Raw genomic sequence first — 18,011 nt, 5'->3', positions numbered from 1 at the left:
TTAGTCTTGTGGGTCGAAGCGGAGTGAGGCAGAGTTAATGCAGTAACGCAGGCCGGTCGGCGGCGGGCCGTCCGGGAATACATGGCCAAGGTGGGCGTCGCACACGCCGCAAATGGTTTCGGTGCGCAGCATACCATGGGAACGGTCGACTTTTTCGATCACATTGGCTGGGTCGATTGGTTCGAAATAGCTCGGCCAGCCGCAACCGGAATCAAACTTGGTGTCGGAACGGAACAGCGGCGTGTTGCAGCATACGCAGGTGTAGATGCCAGCCTCGTGGTGATCCCAGAACTTGCCGGTGAAAGCACGTTCGGTGGCGGCATGGCGCGTGACTTGATATTCCATCGGGTCTAATTGGGCGCGCCATTCGGCGTCGGATTTGACAACTTTATTGCTCATGGCTTATTTCTCGCTTAAGAAGAACAACTCACTTCAAGATGCGATGCCCAGTCAGGAGGCAAGGCGGCGTAATGTTCGTGCTCGGGCTGTTCATCGTAGGGGCGCTGCAATACAGAAAGCAAGCGCTCCAACTCAGTAAAGTCCTTATTTTGCGCTTTTTCAATCGCCACTTGGGCTAGATAATTGCGCAGCACATATTTGGGGTTCACTTGATTCATCGCAAGCGCGCGCGCCTGGTCGTCGCTGTTTTCGGCTTGCAGGCGGGCTCGGTAGCGTTCGGCCCACGCGTCAAACGCCTCGCGCTCGATGAACAGGTCGCGCAGCGGGTCGTCGCCGCTGTTGTCCGCGGCGCGCAGACCGCTCAGGCGGCGGAAGAACTGGGTGAAATCGACGCCCGGCAGGATGGCGAACAAGTCGTCCAGCAGGGCGCGGTCGGTTTCCTCGTGCGCTTCCAGCTGTTGCAGGCCCAGTTTGGCGTGCATGAGTTCGTCGATCTTGGCGGCAAATTCGGGCTGGTAGACGTCCAGCGCGGCTTGGGTTGGCTCGATTTCGCCGATCAGCGGCAACAGCGCTTGCGCCAGCGCGTAGCAGTTCCAGTGGCCGACTTGCGGCTGGTTGGCGTAGGAATAGCGGCCTTGCTGGTCGGTGTGATTGCAGATGTGGTTAGCATCGAATGCTTCCATGAAGCCGTACGGGCCGTAATCGAGCGTCAGACCGAGAATCGACATATTGTCGGTGTTCATCACGCCGTGCATGAAGCCCACTGCCTGCCAGTGCGCGATCATGTGCGCGGTGCGGCGCGTCACTGCTTCCAGCAGCGCGGCGTACGGGTTCTCGGCATCGCGCAGGGCAGGGTAGAAACGGTCGATGACGTAATCGGCCAGCAGCTTGAGTTCGTCGGTTTTCTTGCGGTTGTACCAGTGTTCAAACGAGCCGAAGCGCACGAAGCTCGGCGCCATGCGCACCACCACAGCCGAGGTTTCGATAGTTTCGCGCACCACGCCCTGATCCGACCCGGCCACCGACAGCGCGCGCGAGGTCGGAATGCCAAGCGCATGCATGGCCTCCGAGCACAGGAATTCGCGGATCGAGGAGCGCAGCACGGCGCGGCCGTCGCCCATGCGCGAGTAAGGCGTCAGGCCCGCGCCTTTCCATTGCAGTTCGATCGGGCCTTGCGTGGTGGCAACGTCGCCGAACAGGATGGCGCGGCCATCGCCGAGCTGGCCGGCCCAGACACCGAACTGGTGGCCGGAATACACGGCCGCCAGCGGCTGCGAGCGCTCCGGCACGGCGTTGCCGATCAGGATATCGAGACTGTCGGCCACCTGTTGCGGCGACAGGCCGATCATGTCCGCGGCCAGCGCGCTGACGCCCACCAGGTACGGAGCGGGCAGCGGCGTCGGCATCAGGCGGGTGTAGAAAGCAGGCGGCAGGGACGCGAAGGAATTGTCCAGCGGCAGTTTGGCGACAGTGATGATGTACTCCTCGTGGGCTTAGTCCCGGATTTTACCGCAGTGCGCGGATGCGGCAGTGCAGCATCGAAAAGCATTGACGCTGCTGCGGCGCGGGTTGGAAACTTTGTCTATAAAACAACCGGAGACCTGCATGTCCAACCAAGCTCCCCTGATGGGCCAAATGATGAATCAGCCGCTGCTGATTTCCGGCATTCTGGAATTTGCGGCGCGCCATTACGCCAATAGCGAGATTGTCTCGCAGCGGGTCGAAGGCGACCTGCACCGCTACACTTTCCGCGAATGCCACCAGCGCGCCAGGCAATTGGCCAACGCGCTGCAGGCGCTGGGCGTGCACATGGGCGAGCGCATTGCCACGCTGGCCTGGAACGGCTATCGCCACCTGGAAGCCTACTACGCCGTCTCCGGCAGTGGCGCGGTGCTGCACACCATCAATCCGCGTCTGCACCCGGAGCAGCTGGCTTACATCTGCAACCATGCGGAAGACCAATTCTTGCTGTTCGACTTCTGCTTCCTGCCCTTAATTGAGGCCATTGCCCCGCATTGCAAGACGGTCAAGGGCTGGATCTTGCTCGGCGCGGCTGACCGCATGCCGGCCGACTCGAAAATTCCCAACCTGATGTGCTACGAAGACTTGCTGGCCGCCCAATCGGCCGATTACGCGTGGCCGCAGTTTGACGAGAGCGCCGCCGCCACGCTGTGCTACACCTCCGGCACCACCGGCAATCCCAAGGGCGCGCTGTACTCGCACCGTTCGACCGTGCTGCACGCTTACGCCTCGGCCTTGCCGAATGTGCTGAACGTGTCTTCGCGCGACGCCGTGATGCCGGTGGTGCCGATGTTCCACGTCAACGCATGGGGCTTGCCGTATTCGGTGCCGCTGTCGGGCGCAAAGATGGTGTTTCCCGGCGCGGCGCTGGATGGCAAGTCGGTCTACGAGCTGATGGAGAAGGAGAAGGTCACGTTCTCGGCCGGCGTGCCGACCGTGTGGCTGGGCTTGATTAACTACGCGGTGCAGAACAAGCTCAAGTTCTCGAGCTTCGTCCGCACCGTGATCGGCGGTTCAGCCTGTCCGCCGGCCATGATGAACACCTTGATCGATGACTTCGGCGTCGAAGTCATCCACGGCTGGGGCATGACGGAAATGTCGCCGCTCGGCACCACCGGCGGCCTGCTGAGCAAGCACATGGAGCTGCCGAAAGCCGAGCAGCGCAAGATCCTGCAAAAGCAAGGCCACGCCATTTACGGCGTCGACATGAAAATTGTCGACGAACTGGGCGAGGAATTGCCGTGGGACGGCGCCACTTCCGGCAGCCTGCTGGTGAAAGGCCCGTGGATCATCGCCAGCTATTTCAAGGGCGAGGGTGGCGATGTGCTGGAAGACGGCTGGTTCCCCACCGGCGACGTCGCCACCATCGACCCGGACGGCTTCATGCAAATTACCGACCGTGCCAAGGACGTGATCAAGTCCGGCGGCGAGTGGATCGGCACCATCGATCTGGAAAACATTGCGATGTCGCACCCCGGCGTGATGCAGGCCGCTTGTATAGGAGTGCCCCATCCCAAATGGGACGAGCGGCCGCTGCTGGTTGTTGTTAGGCGTGCCGGCAGCACGGTCACGCGCGAGGAATTGTTAGCCCACTTCGACGGCAAAATCGCCAAGTGGTGGCTGCCTGACGACGTAGTTTTTGCCGAAAATTTGCCGGTCGGCGGCACCGGCAAAATCCAGAAAAACAAGCTGCGTGAACAGTACAGTGACTATCAACTACCAAGTTAATTTAGTAATAAATAGTTTGACTGCGAATTAGTTTCCTCGTACATTATTGCCTTGCGGCATTTTTCTACTAATGAATACGAGAGAAAACCATGTTCAACAGCATAACCATACGCACGCGCCTGATTCTGACCATGTCGGTCTTGGGCGTGCTGATGCTGGCCCTTGGCGGGCTCAGCATTTTCGGCATGAATACCGTCAACTTCGCCTTGAAGGACGTGTACTCGAACCAGATGGCTTCGACCATCGCGCTGGCTAATGCCAAGAATTTTCTGAACCGCTCGCGTTTCGTAATCGATCGCGGCGTGTTTCACCCGGAGGCAGCCGATCTTGAGAAAACGCTGGGCCGTGCTGACGGTTTCATTCAGGATGCCGACAAGGCTTGGAAAGCTTATCTCGCGCTGCCTCTGGGCGATGAAGAGAAGGCGCTGGCCGCCGACCTTGACGCCAAGCGCACCGTCTACATCGGCGAAATGCGCGCCCTGATGGCGGCGCTGCGCGCGCAAGACCACGCCAAGATCGAGGAACTGTCGATGAAAACCCTGTCGGCACAGTTCGGCATCTTTGACGCGGCTTCGGTCAAGCTGGAAAACTACCAACTGGACTCGGCCAAGAGCCATTACGACGATAGTCAATCGTTCTTCTCCGGCTTCACCAAGAGCTTTACCATTGCGCTGCTGCTGGGCGCGGCGCTGATCGTGTTCTCGGCGGTGCGCTTGCTGGGGGCGATTCTGCGACCACTGGAAAAAGCGCTGGGCCACTTTGACGAGATCGCTACCGGCAATCTGTCCAACCGCATTGTGGTGGAGCGCAATGACGAAATGGGCAAGCTGATGCAAGGCTTAACCAAGATGCAGGATCAGATGTCGGGCACCGTCAGCAGCATCCGCAGCGGCAGCAGCGCGATTGCGACGGCCAGCTCGGAAATCGCCGCCGGCAATCTGGACTTGTCGCGCCGCACCGAGAACCAGGCGGCTGCGCTGGAAGAAACCGCGTCGTCGCTGGAAGAGTTGACTTCGACCGTGCGTCAAAATGCCGACAACGCCCGCCAGGCCAACCAGCTGGCGCTGAGCGCGCAGGAAGTAGCGGGCAAGGGCGGTCAACTGGTGTCGCAAGTGGTGGATACCATGGGCACCATCAACAGCTCGTCGCGCAAGATTGCCGACATTATCGGCGTGATCGATGGCATCGCCTTCCAGACCAATATTCTGGCGCTGAATGCAGCGGTGGAAGCAGCCCGCGCCGGTGAACAAGGCCGCGGCTTCGCTGTGGTGGCAACCGAGGTGCGTAACCTGGCCCAGCGTTCGGCCGCTGCTGCGAAGGAAATCAAGGAACTGATTACCGAGTCGGTGGAGCAAGTGGATGCAGGTACTCAGCTGGTCGATAAGGCTGGCGCGACCATGGGCGACATCGTCAACAGCGTCGAGCGCGTGACCAGCATCATGACCGAGATCATGATCGCCGGTGAAGAGCAAAGCGAAGGCATCAACCAGATCAACCAAGCCATCGTCTCGATGGATGAAGTGACGCAGCAAAACGCCGCGCTGGTGGAAGAGGCTGCAGCCGCCGCCAACGCCATGCAGGAACAAGCGGCGCAGCTGGAAGAAATGGTCAGCACCTTCAAGCTGGACACGCAAACCGGCGCCCGCATCGGCCAGCGCGACACCCTGCGCCGCCCAACGCTGGCACTGACCAACTGATTTAATCGCGCACAAATCCCGCAATCGTGCGAGTTGCGCGCGCAGCGCGACGCTCGTACGATGCAGGGATGGCTACCGTTACCACTGATCTGCTGGATGCAAGACTCGAAGCCGCCGAAGCACGGATGGACAAGAGATTTTCGGCCATTGAGACCGCGATTGCGGCATTGATTCAGTCCCACCACGAACTGCGTGCTGACTTCAAAAGTCTAAAAACAACGGTCATCATTACGGCTATCGCCTCAGTACTGGCTATTGGCGGGATCAATGCGACAATCCTTTCCAACATGGTCGCTGCTTTTGATTCCGGTAAAGACTTCTCTGCCAAGCAAGCTGAGATACAAAAGCAGGTTGAACAAGTGCGAGTGATGGTCAAGGAGTTGCGCGAAGAGCGAGAGCAGCAGAAGTCTTCGCGCAACTGACTACTTGATCGCGCCGAATACTTTGCCGATCAGCTTGCTGCCCGTGCCCAGCGGGTCGGCGCGGATGGCTTTTTCTTCTTCGGCGATCATGGTGTACAGGCCGTCCAGCGCGCGCTGGGTGACGTAGCCTTCCACCGTGGCTTGCTCCTTGGCCAGCACACCCATCTTCGGCGCCAGGCTCATGGCGGTGTTGTACTTGGTGGCGAGGCCGGACTTGTCGGTGACTTTTTTCACTACCGGCAGGAATTGCCCGGCCAGCTTGTCCTGCGTCTTGCCGCGGAAGAAATCGGTAACCGAGGTGTCGCCGCCGGTCAGGATGTTCTTCGCATCGGTGATGGTCATCGATTTGACCGCGTCCAGCAGCAGCGGCTTGGCCATCGGCACGGCGGCCTCGGCGGCGTGGTTCATCTGCACCACCAGGTCATCAAGCTGCTGGCCCTTGCCGGTCATTTTCAGGATAGGGCGCGCTTGCTCCAGAATCTTGGGCAGCGGGATGCGCACTTTTTCGTTGTTGAGGAAGCCGCCTTCCGCGCCGAGCTTGGACACGGCGGCGTTCGAACCGGTCTCCAGCGCCGCTTTCAGGCCGCCGGACGCATCCTTGTTGGTCAGGTCGGCCAGCGACAGGGCAAAGGCGCTGGTAGCCAGCAGGCCCAAGGGAATCAACAGGGCGATGGAACGGCGCGATACGGGCATGGCAAAACCTCCAGATTGGCGAAGGCTTAACTGTACCGCACCGGGGACTATGCCGCCAGCGCCGGCAGCTCCTTGGCCAGCCGCGCCAGCAGGCTATCGCAGTTGAACACGCTCAGGGTTTGGTGAGCGTCGCCTTCGCCCTCGATGTCGATCACTTCCTCCATCTCGGCGCGCGGATCGCCTTGGGCGCTTGGATTGCGCATCATCTTGGGCGCCGAGAAGCGGCGGTTGTCGTTGATGGTCATGATGTTTTCCACCGCGTCGACCAGCAGGCCGTAGCACTCGTCGCCGCGATCAACCACTAGGATCTTGGATTTGGAGCTGTCTTCCAGGGGCGCCATGCCGTACAGGCTGCGCAGATCGATCACCGTCACCATTTGCTGGCGCAGGTTCATCATGCCGCGCATGAAAGCTGGCAGACCGGGCGGGCGGGTAATCTCGCCGATGCTGAGGTCGATAATCTCGCGCACCTGCTTGATCTCCATCGCGTAACGGTTTTCCAGCGCGAAGGTGATGTAGACCTTGCGCAGGCCGCGCTGGGCCTCGCGCCGCTCGATCTTGCTGGCCTGCGCCTCGTCCTTGGGATACAGGTTGGCGTGGCCGGTGCGCATTTCCTTGATTTCGTTGCTGGAGAAAATCTGCTGGTGATCGAGGAAGAAGATATCGCCCAGGTCCGGCTTGGACAGGCAGCCGCCAAACATGCCGGCGCGCGCCTTGCTCAGCATCGGGATCGGCATGATTTCTTCGCTGTAGAAATTGACGATGTTATCGACCGAGTCCACCAGGAAGCCGATGGTGGCGTCATCGATTCGCGCCACGATGATGCGCTGATCCGTATTGGCCGCGCGCTCGGCGCCGCCGGAATTGAGCAGGGTGGCAAAGTCCACCACTGCCACCGGGCTGCCGCGGAAGTTGATGCGGCCAAGGCACAGCGCGCTATTCAGCACCGATGGCTGCAATTCCGGCACGCGGATAATCTCCTGGATCGCGCCCATCTCAAATGCAAACGAGGATGCGCCCACGCGGAAGCTGACGCACTGGCGGCGCTCGCCGTGGTGGCGGCGCGCTTGCTGGTCGGCGTATTGCAGCGCCAGCACTTGCGGCACGTTTTCGATGTGAATCAGGGCGTCGGGGTCGAGGATTTGCACCAGCCGCGCGCCGTGATCGAGCAAGATCGTGCCTTTGACCACGCCGCGCTGCGCGCCTTCTGGATAGCTGAGCGTGCTGCGCTGCTCGGGCCGCACGCGCAGGATTTCGCCGGTGGCGTCAAACAGGATACCGACCAGCACGCCTTGATAATCGAGGATGGCGATCTTGTCGGTCGGCAGCGCCGCGCGCGACTCGGGGTTGAATACGCGCCCGAGGTTGACCACCGGGATCACACTGCCGCGCAAAGTGAACACGCCTTCCAGGAACTTCGGCGACAAGGGCAGGGCGGTGACCTTCTCGGGGTAATTGACCACCTCGCGGAAGCAACTTGCCGGGAGGGCGAATTCATCGTCGCCGAGGACAAAGGAACCAAACAATTCAGTGCATGTAACAGCGGACGCATCAGGCATGGGGGGCTCCGGCGCTAGGGGTGACGATATCCTGCACAGAGTAATCGCAGGTGGCGCAGTCGATAACCAGCGTGCGGCCGCATTTCCCGCCGACGCGGCAGTAGCTGACATTCAAGCCGTAGCGGCGCAAGTGCCGGCGTGCCGCATCGGAGTTTTGCTGGCCGATCTGCAAGCGGCTGGAGCAGCCGTTAAGCATGGTCGCGCCGCCGGCCAGGATCACCTCGATATCGGCGTAATCGGCCTCGGTGGCGCCGATCAGGCGCAGCAAGGAAGGCACGGCTTGGCTGACGTAGCGCGCTCCCAGCTGGCCCGAGCTATCGCCCGATTCCGGCAGCAGGCAATGCGCCAGCCCGCAGCGGCGCTGCTTTTTCCAGATAAAGCCGATGCCTACGCACGACCCGAGCAGCGCTTGCAGCTGGCCGTTGCGGACGCCGATCTTCAATTGTCCCATCGCTACCTGCAGCGGCCCGCCGGCGTTTCTGCCCGGATCGGCAAGGTACAGGTCGTCCCACGGCATGGTCGCCGGGCGGATCGAGGAGGTGAGTAATGTCGCTTGCATGGTGGCCGCCTATTCCATTCGATAAATCATTGGACGGTCGAACTGATAGGCAGTGTTGAGGCCGGAGATCGATTCCGATTCGCCCACGATCATCACGGCGTGCGGCGCCATGCTTAACCGTGCTTGTTGCAGGATGGTCTGCTGCTGTTCCTGCTCGAAATAAATCAGGACATTGCGCAGGAACACCAGATCAAACTGCTTGGCGGGCTTGAGTGGCGTTAGCAAGTTATGTTGGGCTAAATCCACGTTCTTTTTTAATGCATCCACCACCCGCAGGCCGTTGGCGCTGGGACGGAAGTATTTTTTGACCCAGTCAGGGTGGCTGGCCTGGATCTTCTCTACCGAGCGGCCGCTGTACTGGCCGTCGCGCGCCAGCGCCAGGATTTGCTGGGAAATATCGGTGGCGTGAATCTGGTAGCTGAAGCCGGGATGGGCAGCCTGGAATTCCTCGCACAGCATGGCCATCGAATACAGTTCCTCGCCGCTGGAGGCCGCTGCCGACCACACTTTCAGGCGCTTGCCTTGGTGCTCGCGCCACCACTGCGGCAAAAACTCCTGCTCGACGTAATCCCACACCTGCTGGGTGCGGAAGAACAGGGTGTCGTTGGTGGTCACCAGGTCGATAAAGTGCGGCACCTCGGCGCGGTCTTGTTCCACCTTGTCGAGGTAGGCTTGGTAGCTGTTCAGCTTGAGTGCCTGCACGCGCGGGCGCAGCCGCCGTTCCAGCAGCACGCTCTTGCGCTCCGTCATCGCAATACCGGTGTGCTTGCGCACCAGTGCGATCAGCGCCGTCAGGGTAGCCGGGGTGATGCCGGTAACGTCCATGATTACACCGTAAAGCCAGACACGGTTTTATTCAAGTCGCCTGCGCGCTGGTTCAAGCCCTCGGTGGAGCGGGCGATGCTGTCGCAAGCGGCGGCCGATTTTTCGGCTTCCTCGGCGATGTACTGCACTGCGGTGCTGACTTCGCGCGCGGTCAGCAACTGCTCGTTGGTGGCCTTGGAGATGTCGGAAATCGCCACCGTGGTCTTCACCACGCCGGCCAGGATCTTGTCGAAGGCATCGCTGGCCTGGCGCGAAATCTCGCTGCCGGCCGACACGCGCTTCACCGACTCGTTGATCAGCTTGGAAATCTCCTTGGTCGCCTGCGAGGAGCGCTCGGCCAGCTTGCGCACCTCGTCCGCCACCACCGAGAAGCCCAGCCCGTGCTCGCCGGCGCGCGCCGCCTCAATCGCGGCGTTAAAGGCCAGCATATTGGTCTGGTTGGCGATGTCGCTGATGACCTTGACGATTTCGCCGATGTCCTCCGACGAGCGGTTGATCAAGTCCATGGCCTCGATCGACTTGGCGACGGCCTTGGCGCCGACTTCCGCCTCGTGCTGGGCCGACTTGGCCATGGCGTCGGCGTCCGAGGTATTGCCGGCGATGGTGTTGATCGAGCTGGTCAGGCCGTCGATGGACGCGTTCATTTCTTCCACCGTGGCGCCCAGCGCCTGGGTGCCGACCGCCACGCCATTGGAGCGCTCGGCAATAGTGGTGGAGGCGTCGGCCAGACCGCTGGCCGACATCACGACGTCACTGATGACCTTGCGCAGGTCGGCAATCATTTTGCTGATGCCCTCGGCCAGCTGATCGAGCGGCTCGTCGCCCTCGACCACGATTTTGCTGGTCAGGTCGCCATTGGCGGCGCGCTCCACCGACTCCAGCAGGCGGGAAATCTTGGCACCATCCGATTCCGCCTTGGCCGCCACCGATTCTTCCAGCAGCACCTGCGCGGTGATATCGCTTGCATATTTAACTATTTTGTATGGTTTGCCATTTAAATCGAAAATCGGATTATAAGTGGCTTGTATCCATATAGTTTTCTTATTATTGCCGACGCGTTTATACCGGCCGCTATCAAACTCGCCACGATTCAATTTCTGCCAGAAACGTTTATACTCGGCACTGGCCGCGTAGTCGGGATCGCAAAACATGCGGTGATGCTCGCCTTTAATGTCATCGAGATAATATCCCATGACTTCGAGGAAATTATCATTGGCTTCAAGCACGTGGCCCTGCATGTCGAATTCGATCACGGCCTGGGCTTTGCTGATGGCGCTGACCTTGCCCTCGTATTCGGCGTTGCGGTTGCGGCTGGCCGTGATGTCGGTGGCAAACTTGATTACCTTGTAGGGCTTGCCGTCGGCGTCCATCACCGGGTTGTAAGAGGCGTTGATCCAGATTTCGCGGCCGTCTTTGGCGACGCGCTTGTACTCGCCGTGCTCGTATTCGCCGTTGGCGAGGCGGGCCCAGAACTGTTTGTACACTGGCGAGGCGGCAAATTCCGGCTCGCAGAACATGGAGTGGTGACGTCCTTGAACTTCGGCCAAAGAGTAGCCCAGCACGCGCAGGAAGTTGTCGTTGGCGTGCAGGATCTTGCCCTCCAAGTCAAACTCGATGACGGCTTGCACGCGGTTGAGTGCTGCGTGTATGGCTTGGAGTTCGACATCCTGCGTCTGGATCACTTGGCTAGGTGCGTTCATGGGAGTCCCTGTCGTATATTGAGAGATACTAAATGTCGTAGGCATTATTTCAATGCGGTGATATTTAGATAGATTTATTCTGATATTCGGGGATGGGGAATATGCGCTGTGCGGTTTGATTATTTCTCTTATTCAAAGTCGAAGCAAGTGGAGCAATATAGAATCGCAGTCAAATGTACTCTGCAAGCGACAGCCTTTGCGATTATTCTCAGCATTGCAAAGTGCTACCCCCGGATTCAAAAGTGCGGGTCTGGAACAAAAAAATAACACGGTCGTTCTTTTTATGCGGTATAGTGAGTGGGCCTAGCATTCCAACCAAGAACACAAGGAAGAGGAAGAGACATGACTGCTGAATACCAAGTGCACGGCGCGGTTGCCGTCATCACGCTGAACAATCCGCCGGTCAACGGCATGGGCCTGGTTACCCGCACTGCTGCCGTCAAGGGCATCCAGCAAGCGCTGGCTGACGATGAGGTCAAGGCCATCGTCATTACCGGCGCTGGCAAAGCCTTCTCCGGCGGCGCCGACATCAAGGAATTCAATACCCCGGCAGCACTGGCCGAGCCTAGCCTGCACACCTTCATTGCGACGGCCGAGAGCTCGACCAAGCCGGTGGTCGCTGCGATTCACACCGTCTGCATGGGCGGCGGGCTGGAGCTGTCGCTGGGCTGCCACTACCGCGTGGCCTTGCCGGGCGCGCAAATCGCGCTGCCGGAAGTGAAACTGGGTTTGCTGCCGGGCGCCGGTGGCACCCAGCGTCTGCCGCGCGTGCTGGGCCTGGAGCCGGCGTTGAACATGATCGTGTCGGGCAATCCGGTGGCGTCGGAAAAACTGCCGGCGCTGTTTGATGAAATCTTTGCCGCCGATGCCGACATCGTGCAATCGGCCGTGGCCTTCGCCGAGAAAATCGCCGACGTGCGTCCGCTGCCGAAAGTGCGCGACCGCAAGGTTGATTACCCGAACCACGAAGCCTTCCTGCAATTCTCGCGCAACACCGTGAAGGCCATGGCCGGCCCGTTCCCGGCGCCGCTGGAATGCGTGGAAACCGTGGCCGCCTCGGTCACCATGAAATTTGACGACGGCATGAAGTTCGAGCGCGAGCGCTTCCTGCACCTGATCCAGACCACCGAATCGAAAGCGCTGCGCCACGCCTTCTTCAGCGAGCGCACCGCCAGCAAGGTGCCGGACGTGCCGGCCGATACGCCAGTGCGCAGCATCAAGTCGGCCGCCATTATCGGCGCCGGCACCATGGGCGGCGGCATTGCCATGAACTTCCTGAACGCCGGCATTCCGGTCAAGCTGCTGGAAACCAGGCAAGAGGCGCTGGACAAGGGCATCGCCACCATCCGCAAGAACTACGAAAACAGCCTGAAAAAAGGCAAGCTGACCCAGGAGAAGCTGGACCAGCGCATGGGCCTGCTGAGCAGCACGCTGTCCTATGATGACATCGGCCAGGCCGACATCGTGGTGGAAGCCGTGTTTGAAGAAATGGGCGTCAAGGAAGCCGTGTTCCGCAAGCTGGACGAGGTGATGAAGCCGGGCGCAATCCTGGCCACCAACACCTCGACCTTGGACGTCGACAAGATCGCCGCGTTCACCAAGCGTCCGCAAGACGTGATCGGCACCCACTTCTTCTCGCCGGCCAACGTCATGAAGCTGCTGGAAATCGTGCGCGGCAAGGAAACCGCCAAGGACGTGCTGGCCACCGCGCTGGCATTGTCCAAAAAGCTGAAGAAAACCGGCGTGGTATCGGGTGTATGCGACGGCTTCATCGGCAACCGCATGATCGAGCAGTACAGCCGCCAGGCCGGCTTCCTGCTGGAAGAGGGCGCGCTGCCGGAGCAAGTCGACAAAGCGGCCGAGAAATTCGGCTTTGCCATGGGCCCGTTCCGCATGGGCGATCTGGCCGGCAACGACATTGGCTGGGCCATCCGCAAGCGCCGTTACGTGGAGAAACCAGAGATCAGCTACTCCAAGACCGCCGACCTGCTGTGCGAGATGGGCCGCTACGGCCAGAAAACTGGCGCCGGCTGGTACGACTACAAGGCCGGCGACCGAAAGGCGTATCCGAATGAGCAGGTCAACGCCATGATCGTCCAGCATTCGGCCGATCTCGGCATCACCCGCCGCAAGATCAGCGACCAGGAAATCGTCGAGCGGCTGGTGTACGCGCTGGTCAACGAAGGCGCGCTGATCCTGGAAGAGGGCATTGCGCTGCGCGCCTCGGACATCGACATGGTCTACCTGACCGGCTACGGCTTCCCGCTGTACCGCGGTGGCCCGATGTTCTACGCCGACACCGTGGGCTTGCCGAACGTGCTGGCCGCCATCAACAAGTACGCCAAAGGCCACCAAGGTTCGGCCTGGCAGCCGGCGCCGCTGCTGTCGCAGTTGGCGGCGGAAGGAAAGGTCTTTAATCGCTAATTAAACGACAATCTTAGTTGCGAGTAAGACACATCAATTAATATTGTGCTCACACATTTCGGCTGGACTCGTTATAATCGAGCCCGGCCGTTTTTGTTTCCCCGTGCCCGGAAAGCGGTTGGCAGTCCCGGTGGGCACTCTCTCATACTAATAATTGGGGTTTTATGAAGCACACTATCTTTGCAGCAGCACTGGCGCTGGCCAGCATCTCCGCCGCCCAAGCCGCCGCCATCAACGGCCTGTACAACACCGGCACCGGCGCCGAAGGTTCGGAAGAGACGCATTACTCGCTGAGCTCGACCAGCGTGGCCGCCACCAAGCCTACCGTCACTTTCAACAACGTGTGGCCGGTGGACGGTACCTGGATCAAGAATAGCGGCGATTCGAAATGGATTACGCCGACTGCAACGCAGGGCGAGAGCCTGGATCCTTCGGTTGACGGCATCTACACCTACACCCTGAAGTTCGACCTGACCGGCTACAACGCGTCCAGCGCCGAGTTCCTCGGCCGCGTGTCGGCGGACAACTCGGTGGTGGTCAAGCTGAACGGCTCGCTGATCGGCAGCGGCGACAGCTTCAAGACCTGGGGCTCGTTTGGCGCCGATGACGGGTTCCTGGCCGGCGTGAACACCTTGCAATTCATCGTCACCAACGACAAGCTGGGCAGCGGCAACCCAACCGGCCTGCGCGTAGAGTTCACCAGCTCCAACGTGAGCGCCGTACCAGAACCGGCAACCTACGGCATGATGCTGGGCGGCCTGGCGCTGGTAGGTGCAGTCGCGCGCCGCCGCAAACAGAAATAAAGTGTGGTAAATGCCCACGTTCCTTAAAGAAATTTTAATGGCATGTGGGCATTTTTTAAAAAAGCCCGTTATAATTCGCTGCAACAGCACCCATCTTTCGACGCCCTAAAAAACGGTTCGATGAAATCCAAGCATCCTCACTGATGCTGGCTGACATGACAAACCAACCTTTTTTAGAGGCTCACATGAAACGCACCTTTATCGCCGCCGCTGCGCTGGCGTTCACCGCATTCACCTCCGTACACGCTGCCAGCATCACCGGCCTGAAAAATACTGGCGTTGGCGCCAGCGGTTCGGTCGACAGCAACTACAGCTTGAGCTCGGCTGTCAGCACCACCCCGATCATCACCTACGATAGCCAATGGCCGATCGGCCCATGGCTGGCCAACGACGGCGTCTCGAAATGGATCACGCCGACCGCGAATCAGGCCGACAGCTTTGATCCAGCGAGCGCCGGCACCTACACCTACACCCTGAAATTCAACCTCAGCGGTTTCGATGCGAGCACCGCGTCGTTTGTAGGGCGCCTGGCGGCTGACAACTCGGTCGTGGTTAAGCTCAACAACACCATCATCGGCAACGCCACCGGCTTTACCAGCTGGACCGATTTCGGCGCCAACAGTGGCTTCGTGAACGGTCTCAACAAGTTGGATTTCGTGGTCAGCAACTGGGCACAGAACGGCGGCAATCCGACCGGTCTGCGGTTAGAGTTTGGTTCGTCGAGCATCGCGGCAGTTCCTGAACCGGGAACCTACGCCATGCTGCTCGGCGGCCTCGTCCTGGTCGGCGCCGTCGTGCGCCGCCGCAAGCAGCAATAAGTAGTAAGAAGCTGAAGTAAGGCAATACCGAAGTAAGGGACTCCTTGGGTATGAATTTCACCGCTCCTCCCGGAGCGGTTTTTTTATTCGGGGTCAGTTCTGCCAATCGCACACGAGCTAGTCCATAGCGGCGTAAGACTGGCGTCAAGAGCTGTGATCTTGCTCAATTGGGCGAGGCTTAGGTGGTGTAAGGTGGTCTTTATGAGCCGACCTTTACGACTAGAATTCGCCGATGCTATTTACCACGTTACTGCGCGCGGAGATCGGCAACAGGCAATTTACCGAGATGACACTGATCGCTTAGCCTGGCTGAGCATGCTGGCCAGTACGTGCGCTCGCTTTAACTTCAGCGTCCATAGTTTCTGCCAGATGACCAATCACTACCATCTGCTATTGGAGACCGGTGAGGCCAATTTATCGCGAGGCATGCGCCAGCTCAACGGGCTTTACTCTCAGTACTTCAATCGCAGGCATCAAGTGGTTGGGCATCTTTTTCAAGGACGCTATAAGGCCATCCTGGTGCAGAAAGATCTCTATCTTAGAGAGCTAGCTCGCTATGTCGTGCTGAATCCCGTTCGCGCCGGAATGGTCTCTGATATTGCTGATTGGAACTGGAGCAGTTATCACTTCATGACGCAGCAACCATGCCCCCCAGTTTGGCTGCAAACCGATTGGATCCTGGCGCTGTTCGGCACTAGCCGCCAAGAGGCTATGGAGGCATACCGGCATTTCGTGCTTGCGGGAATAGGCGAAGCGAGCCCAATCAAACGGACACGTCATCAGCTGATACTTGGAGATGATGCATTTGTTTCGCGCCATCGTAGTTGTCAGGCGGGTGTTTCACTAAGTGAGGTGACGAAAGAGCATCGGCGCGCAATGGCGCTATCGCTGGCAGAGTACGAGGCCAAGTTCACCGACCGTGACATGGCAATATTTGAGGCGTACCACTCTACTGCCTACACCATGACTCAGATAGCCTTCCATTTCGGGATTTCCTAACGTACAGTCAGCCGCGTGATCCAACGGATGGATGGTCTACGGCCGGGGTCGTGTGCGATTGGCAGAACTGACCCCGAATAAAAAAGCCGCCCGGAGGCGGCTTTCGGTTTGGCGGCGGAGCTTAGTCGGCCGCGTAGATGTTGTTGTCTTTGGTTTCACCGACGAACAGCACGCCGATCACGACGGTGATCAGGGCGATGATGATCGGATACCACAGGCCGTAGTAGATGTCGCCCTTGAATGCCACCAGCGCGAACGAGATGGTTGGCAGCAGGCCGCCGAACCAGCCGTTACCGATGTGGTATGGCAGCGACATCGAGGTGTAGCGGATGCGCGTCGGGAACATTTCCACCAGCATGGCCGCGATCGGGCCGTACACCATGGTCACGTACAGCACCAGGATGAACAGGATCAAGACCATCATCGGCTTGTTGATCTGGGTGTCGTCCGCCTTGGCTGGGTAGCCGGCCGCTTTCACCGCTGCCGCCACCTCTTTCTTCAGCGCCGCTTCGCTGTCTTTCGAGGCTTTGTCGAAGTTCAGGCCGTCAGCCGTCATGACGGCATTGAAGGAGGTGATTTCCTTGTCGCCGACCTTGATTTTCGCCACGCTGCCAGCTGGCGCATCTTGCGTGGTGTAGTTCACCGAAGCGTTGGACAACATGCCGGTGGCGATGTCGCACGACGATGGGAATTTCTTGGTCGCGGTCGGGTTGAACAGGAAGTGGCACGAAGCAGGATCAGCATACACCACCACCGGCGAGTTTTTCAGCGCCGCTTCCAGCTGCGGGTTGCCGTAGTGGGTCAGCGCGCCGAACAGTGGGAAGTAGGTGGCAGCAGCCAGCACGCAGCCGCCGAGGATGATGAATTTGCGGCCGATCTTGTCCGACAAAATGCCGAAGAAGATGAAGAACGGGGTGGCCAGCGCCAGCGACAGCGCGGTCATGATGTTGGCGGTAGCACTGTCGATCTTCAACACTTGGGTCATGAAGAACAGTGCGTAGAACTGGCCGGTGTACCACACCACCGCCTGGCCCATGGTCAGGCCAACCAGTGCCAGAATCACCACTTTCAGGTTTTTCCACTGGCCGAAGGCTTCGCTCAGCGGCGCCTTCGAGGTTTTGCCTTCGGCTTTCATCTTGGCGAAGGCCGGCGATTCATTCATCGACAGGCGAATCCACACCGAGATGCCCAGCAGCAGCACCGATACCAGGAACGGCACGCGCCAGCCCCAGGCATTGAAAGCTTCTTCACCGACCGCAGTACGGGTGCCCAGAATCACCAGCAGCGACAGGAACAGGCCCAAGGTCGCAGTTGTTTGGATCCACGCCGTGAACGAGCCGCGCTTGCCGTGCGGTGCATGTTCGGCCACGTAGGTGGCTGCGCCACCATACTCGCCACCCAGTGCCAAGCCTTGCAAGATCCGTAATCCCACCAGAACAATAGGCGCGGCAATACCGATCGCCGCGTATCCGGGCAGTAAGCCGACAATGAAGGTGGACGCGCCCATGATCAGGATGGTGATCAGGAAGGTGTATTTACGGCCGATCATGTCGCCGAGGCGGCCAAACACCACGGCGCCGAATGGACGTACGATAAAGCCCGCCGCAAATGCCAGCAGCGCGAAGATGAAGGTGGTGGTCGGTTCGCCGATGAAGAACTGCTTGGCGATAATTGGCGCCAGCGAGCCGTACAGATAAAAGTCGTACCATTCGAATACCGTGCCGAGCGAGGACGCAAAAATCACTTTGCGTTCTTCGGCAGTAATCGGGGTGGCCTTGCCCGCTGCGCGCGGATCAGCCGTTCCTGTATTTGCCATGATGTGTGTCTCCTTTGATTTTGTAGGATGTTTTTCCCCAGCCGAGAT

Annotated in this window: 15 protein-coding genes and 1 pseudogene; 7 read left to right on the top strand and 9 right to left on the bottom strand. The window is 59.6% G+C overall.

Going from position 1 to position 18,011, the window contains the following annotated elements; translation table 11 throughout:
- Complete coding sequence (msrB, locus tag GTP45_RS11190; RefSeq protein WP_161013937.1) at window positions 1-399, bottom strand: peptide-methionine (R)-S-oxide reductase MsrB; 399 nt, start codon at window positions 397-399, stop codon at window positions 1-3.
- 14 nt (window positions 400-413) lie between these two features.
- Window positions 414-1,877 carry a protein adenylyltransferase SelO gene (locus tag GTP45_RS11185; RefSeq protein WP_443093279.1) on the bottom strand — a complete coding sequence of 488 codons (1,464 nt, stop codon included), beginning with the start codon at window positions 1,875-1,877 and terminating at the stop codon, window positions 414-416.
- Window positions 1,878-2,004: 127 nt separating this feature from the next.
- Here GTP45_RS11185 and GTP45_RS11180 point away from each other — a divergent pair, with 127 nt between their 5' ends.
- The 3 genes from GTP45_RS11180 (at window position 2,005) to GTP45_RS11170 (ending at window position 5,767) form a co-directional block, all read left to right on the top strand.
- Window positions 2,005-3,648 (top strand): 3-(methylthio)propionyl-CoA ligase, encoded by a 1,644-nt coding sequence (locus GTP45_RS11180; RefSeq protein ID WP_161013936.1) that lies wholly within the window; start codon window positions 2,005-2,007, stop codon window positions 3,646-3,648.
- A gap of 89 nt (window positions 3,649-3,737) precedes the next feature.
- The gene (locus GTP45_RS29175) at window positions 3,738-5,345 is read left to right on the top strand and encodes a methyl-accepting chemotaxis protein (RefSeq protein ID WP_161013935.1); all 1,608 of its coding nucleotides are present in this window, start codon (window positions 3,738-3,740) and stop codon (window positions 5,343-5,345) included.
- Between the two features lie 68 nt (window positions 5,346-5,413).
- On the top strand, window positions 5,414-5,767 hold the full coding sequence (locus tag GTP45_RS11170) for a hypothetical protein (protein WP_161013934.1): 354 nt from the start codon (window positions 5,414-5,416) through the stop codon (window positions 5,765-5,767).
- On the opposite strand, the gene GTP45_RS11165 is transcribed toward GTP45_RS11170, so the two are convergent.
- From GTP45_RS11165 to GTP45_RS11145, 6 genes and pseudogenes are all read right to left on the bottom strand, one after another.
- Window positions 5,768-6,460: a DUF4197 domain-containing protein gene (locus tag GTP45_RS11165; protein WP_161013933.1), complete on the bottom strand. Its 693-nt coding sequence runs from the start codon at window positions 6,458-6,460 to the stop codon at window positions 5,768-5,770. It abuts the gene before it with no gap.
- Between the two features lie 47 nt (window positions 6,461-6,507).
- Window positions 6,508-6,963, bottom strand: a complete 456-nt coding sequence (locus GTP45_RS29305; RefSeq protein WP_371874446.1) for a chemotaxis protein CheW — start codon at window positions 6,961-6,963, stop codon at window positions 6,508-6,510.
- Window positions 6,964-7,098: 135 nt separating this feature from the next.
- Window positions 7,099-8,019, bottom strand: a pseudogene (locus GTP45_RS29300) (chemotaxis protein CheW); the annotation flags it as partial.
- Window positions 8,012-8,578 carry a chemotaxis protein CheD gene (locus GTP45_RS11155; RefSeq protein ID WP_229258411.1) on the bottom strand — a complete coding sequence of 189 codons (567 nt, stop codon included), beginning with the start codon at window positions 8,576-8,578 and terminating at the stop codon, window positions 8,012-8,014. The pseudogene GTP45_RS29300 and the gene GTP45_RS11155, both read right to left, overlap by 8 nt.
- 9 nt (window positions 8,579-8,587) lie before the next feature.
- Window positions 8,588-9,403 (bottom strand): CheR family methyltransferase, encoded by an 816-nt coding sequence (locus GTP45_RS11150; protein ID WP_161013931.1) that lies wholly within the window; start codon window positions 9,401-9,403, stop codon window positions 8,588-8,590.
- Window positions 9,404-9,405: 2 nt separating this feature from the next.
- Window positions 9,406-11,103, bottom strand: a complete 1,698-nt coding sequence (locus GTP45_RS11145; protein ID WP_161013930.1) for a methyl-accepting chemotaxis protein — start codon at window positions 11,101-11,103, stop codon at window positions 9,406-9,408.
- Window positions 11,104-11,445: 342 nt separating this feature from the next.
- Between GTP45_RS11145 and GTP45_RS11140 the strand changes: the two genes are divergently transcribed.
- The 4 genes from GTP45_RS11140 (at window position 11,446) to GTP45_RS11125 (ending at window position 16,147) form a co-directional block, all read left to right on the top strand.
- Window positions 11,446-13,527: a 3-hydroxyacyl-CoA dehydrogenase NAD-binding domain-containing protein gene (locus GTP45_RS11140; RefSeq protein WP_161013929.1), complete on the top strand. Its 2,082-nt coding sequence runs from the start codon at window positions 11,446-11,448 to the stop codon at window positions 13,525-13,527.
- Between the two features lie 164 nt (window positions 13,528-13,691).
- On the top strand, window positions 13,692-14,330 hold the full coding sequence (locus GTP45_RS11135) for a PEPxxWA-CTERM sorting domain-containing protein (protein ID WP_161013928.1): 639 nt from the start codon (window positions 13,692-13,694) through the stop codon (window positions 14,328-14,330).
- A 185-nt stretch (window positions 14,331-14,515) separates the two neighbouring features.
- Window positions 14,516-15,148: a PEP-CTERM sorting domain-containing protein gene (locus tag GTP45_RS11130; protein ID WP_161013927.1), complete on the top strand. Its 633-nt coding sequence runs from the start codon at window positions 14,516-14,518 to the stop codon at window positions 15,146-15,148.
- A gap of 201 nt (window positions 15,149-15,349) precedes the next feature.
- Window positions 15,350-16,147: a transposase gene (locus GTP45_RS11125; protein WP_161013926.1), complete on the top strand. Its 798-nt coding sequence runs from the start codon at window positions 15,350-15,352 to the stop codon at window positions 16,145-16,147.
- Window positions 16,148-16,268: 121 nt separating this feature from the next.
- Here GTP45_RS11125 and GTP45_RS11120 read toward each other — a convergent pair whose 3' ends face one another.
- Window positions 16,269-17,963, bottom strand: coding sequence for an MFS transporter (locus tag GTP45_RS11120; protein WP_166454588.1), 1,695 nt, complete (start codon window positions 17,961-17,963; stop codon window positions 16,269-16,271).
- Window positions 17,964-18,011 lie beyond the last annotated feature (48 nt).

It is taken from the genome of Duganella rivi, from assembly GCF_009857435.1.
Lineage (GTDB): Bacteria > Pseudomonadota > Gammaproteobacteria > Burkholderiales > Burkholderiaceae_D > Rugamonas > Rugamonas rivi.
Note: the sequence above shows the minus strand (reverse complement) of the source record. Positions and strands in the feature narration are given on the sequence as shown.

Excerpts from the sequence above, each read along its gene's own strand:
- msrB (WP_161013937.1), bottom strand. The coding sequence starts at position 399 with ATGAGCAATAAAGTTGTCAAATCCGACGCCGAATGGCGCGCCCAATTA.
- GTP45_RS11180 (WP_161013936.1), top strand. The coding sequence starts at position 2,005 with ATGTCCAACCAAGCTCCCCTGATGGGCCAAATGATGAATCAGCCGCTG.
- GTP45_RS29175 (WP_161013935.1), top strand. The coding sequence starts at position 3,738 with ATGTTCAACAGCATAACCATACGCACGCGCCTGATTCTGACCATGTCG.
- GTP45_RS11170 (WP_161013934.1), top strand. The coding sequence starts at position 5,414 with ATGGCTACCGTTACCACTGATCTGCTGGATGCAAGACTCGAAGCCGCC.
- GTP45_RS11165 (WP_161013933.1), bottom strand. The coding sequence starts at position 6,460 with ATGCCCGTATCGCGCCGTTCCATCGCCCTGTTGATTCCCTTGGGCCTG.
- GTP45_RS11155 (WP_229258411.1), bottom strand. The coding sequence starts at position 8,578 with ATGCAAGCGACATTACTCACCTCCTCGATCCGCCCGGCGACCATGCCG.
- GTP45_RS11150 (WP_161013931.1), bottom strand. The coding sequence starts at position 9,403 with ATGGACGTTACCGGCATCACCCCGGCTACCCTGACGGCGCTGATCGCA.
- GTP45_RS11145 (WP_161013930.1), bottom strand. The coding sequence starts at position 11,103 with ATGAACGCACCTAGCCAAGTGATCCAGACGCAGGATGTCGAACTCCAA.
- GTP45_RS11140 (WP_161013929.1), top strand. The coding sequence starts at position 11,446 with ATGACTGCTGAATACCAAGTGCACGGCGCGGTTGCCGTCATCACGCTG.
- GTP45_RS11135 (WP_161013928.1), top strand. The coding sequence starts at position 13,692 with ATGAAGCACACTATCTTTGCAGCAGCACTGGCGCTGGCCAGCATCTCC.
- GTP45_RS11130 (WP_161013927.1), top strand. The coding sequence starts at position 14,516 with ATGAAACGCACCTTTATCGCCGCCGCTGCGCTGGCGTTCACCGCATTC.
- GTP45_RS11125 (WP_161013926.1), top strand. The coding sequence starts at position 15,350 with ATGAGCCGACCTTTACGACTAGAATTCGCCGATGCTATTTACCACGTT.
- GTP45_RS11120 (WP_166454588.1), bottom strand. The coding sequence starts at position 17,963 with ATGGCAAATACAGGAACGGCTGATCCGCGCGCAGCGGGCAAGGCCACC.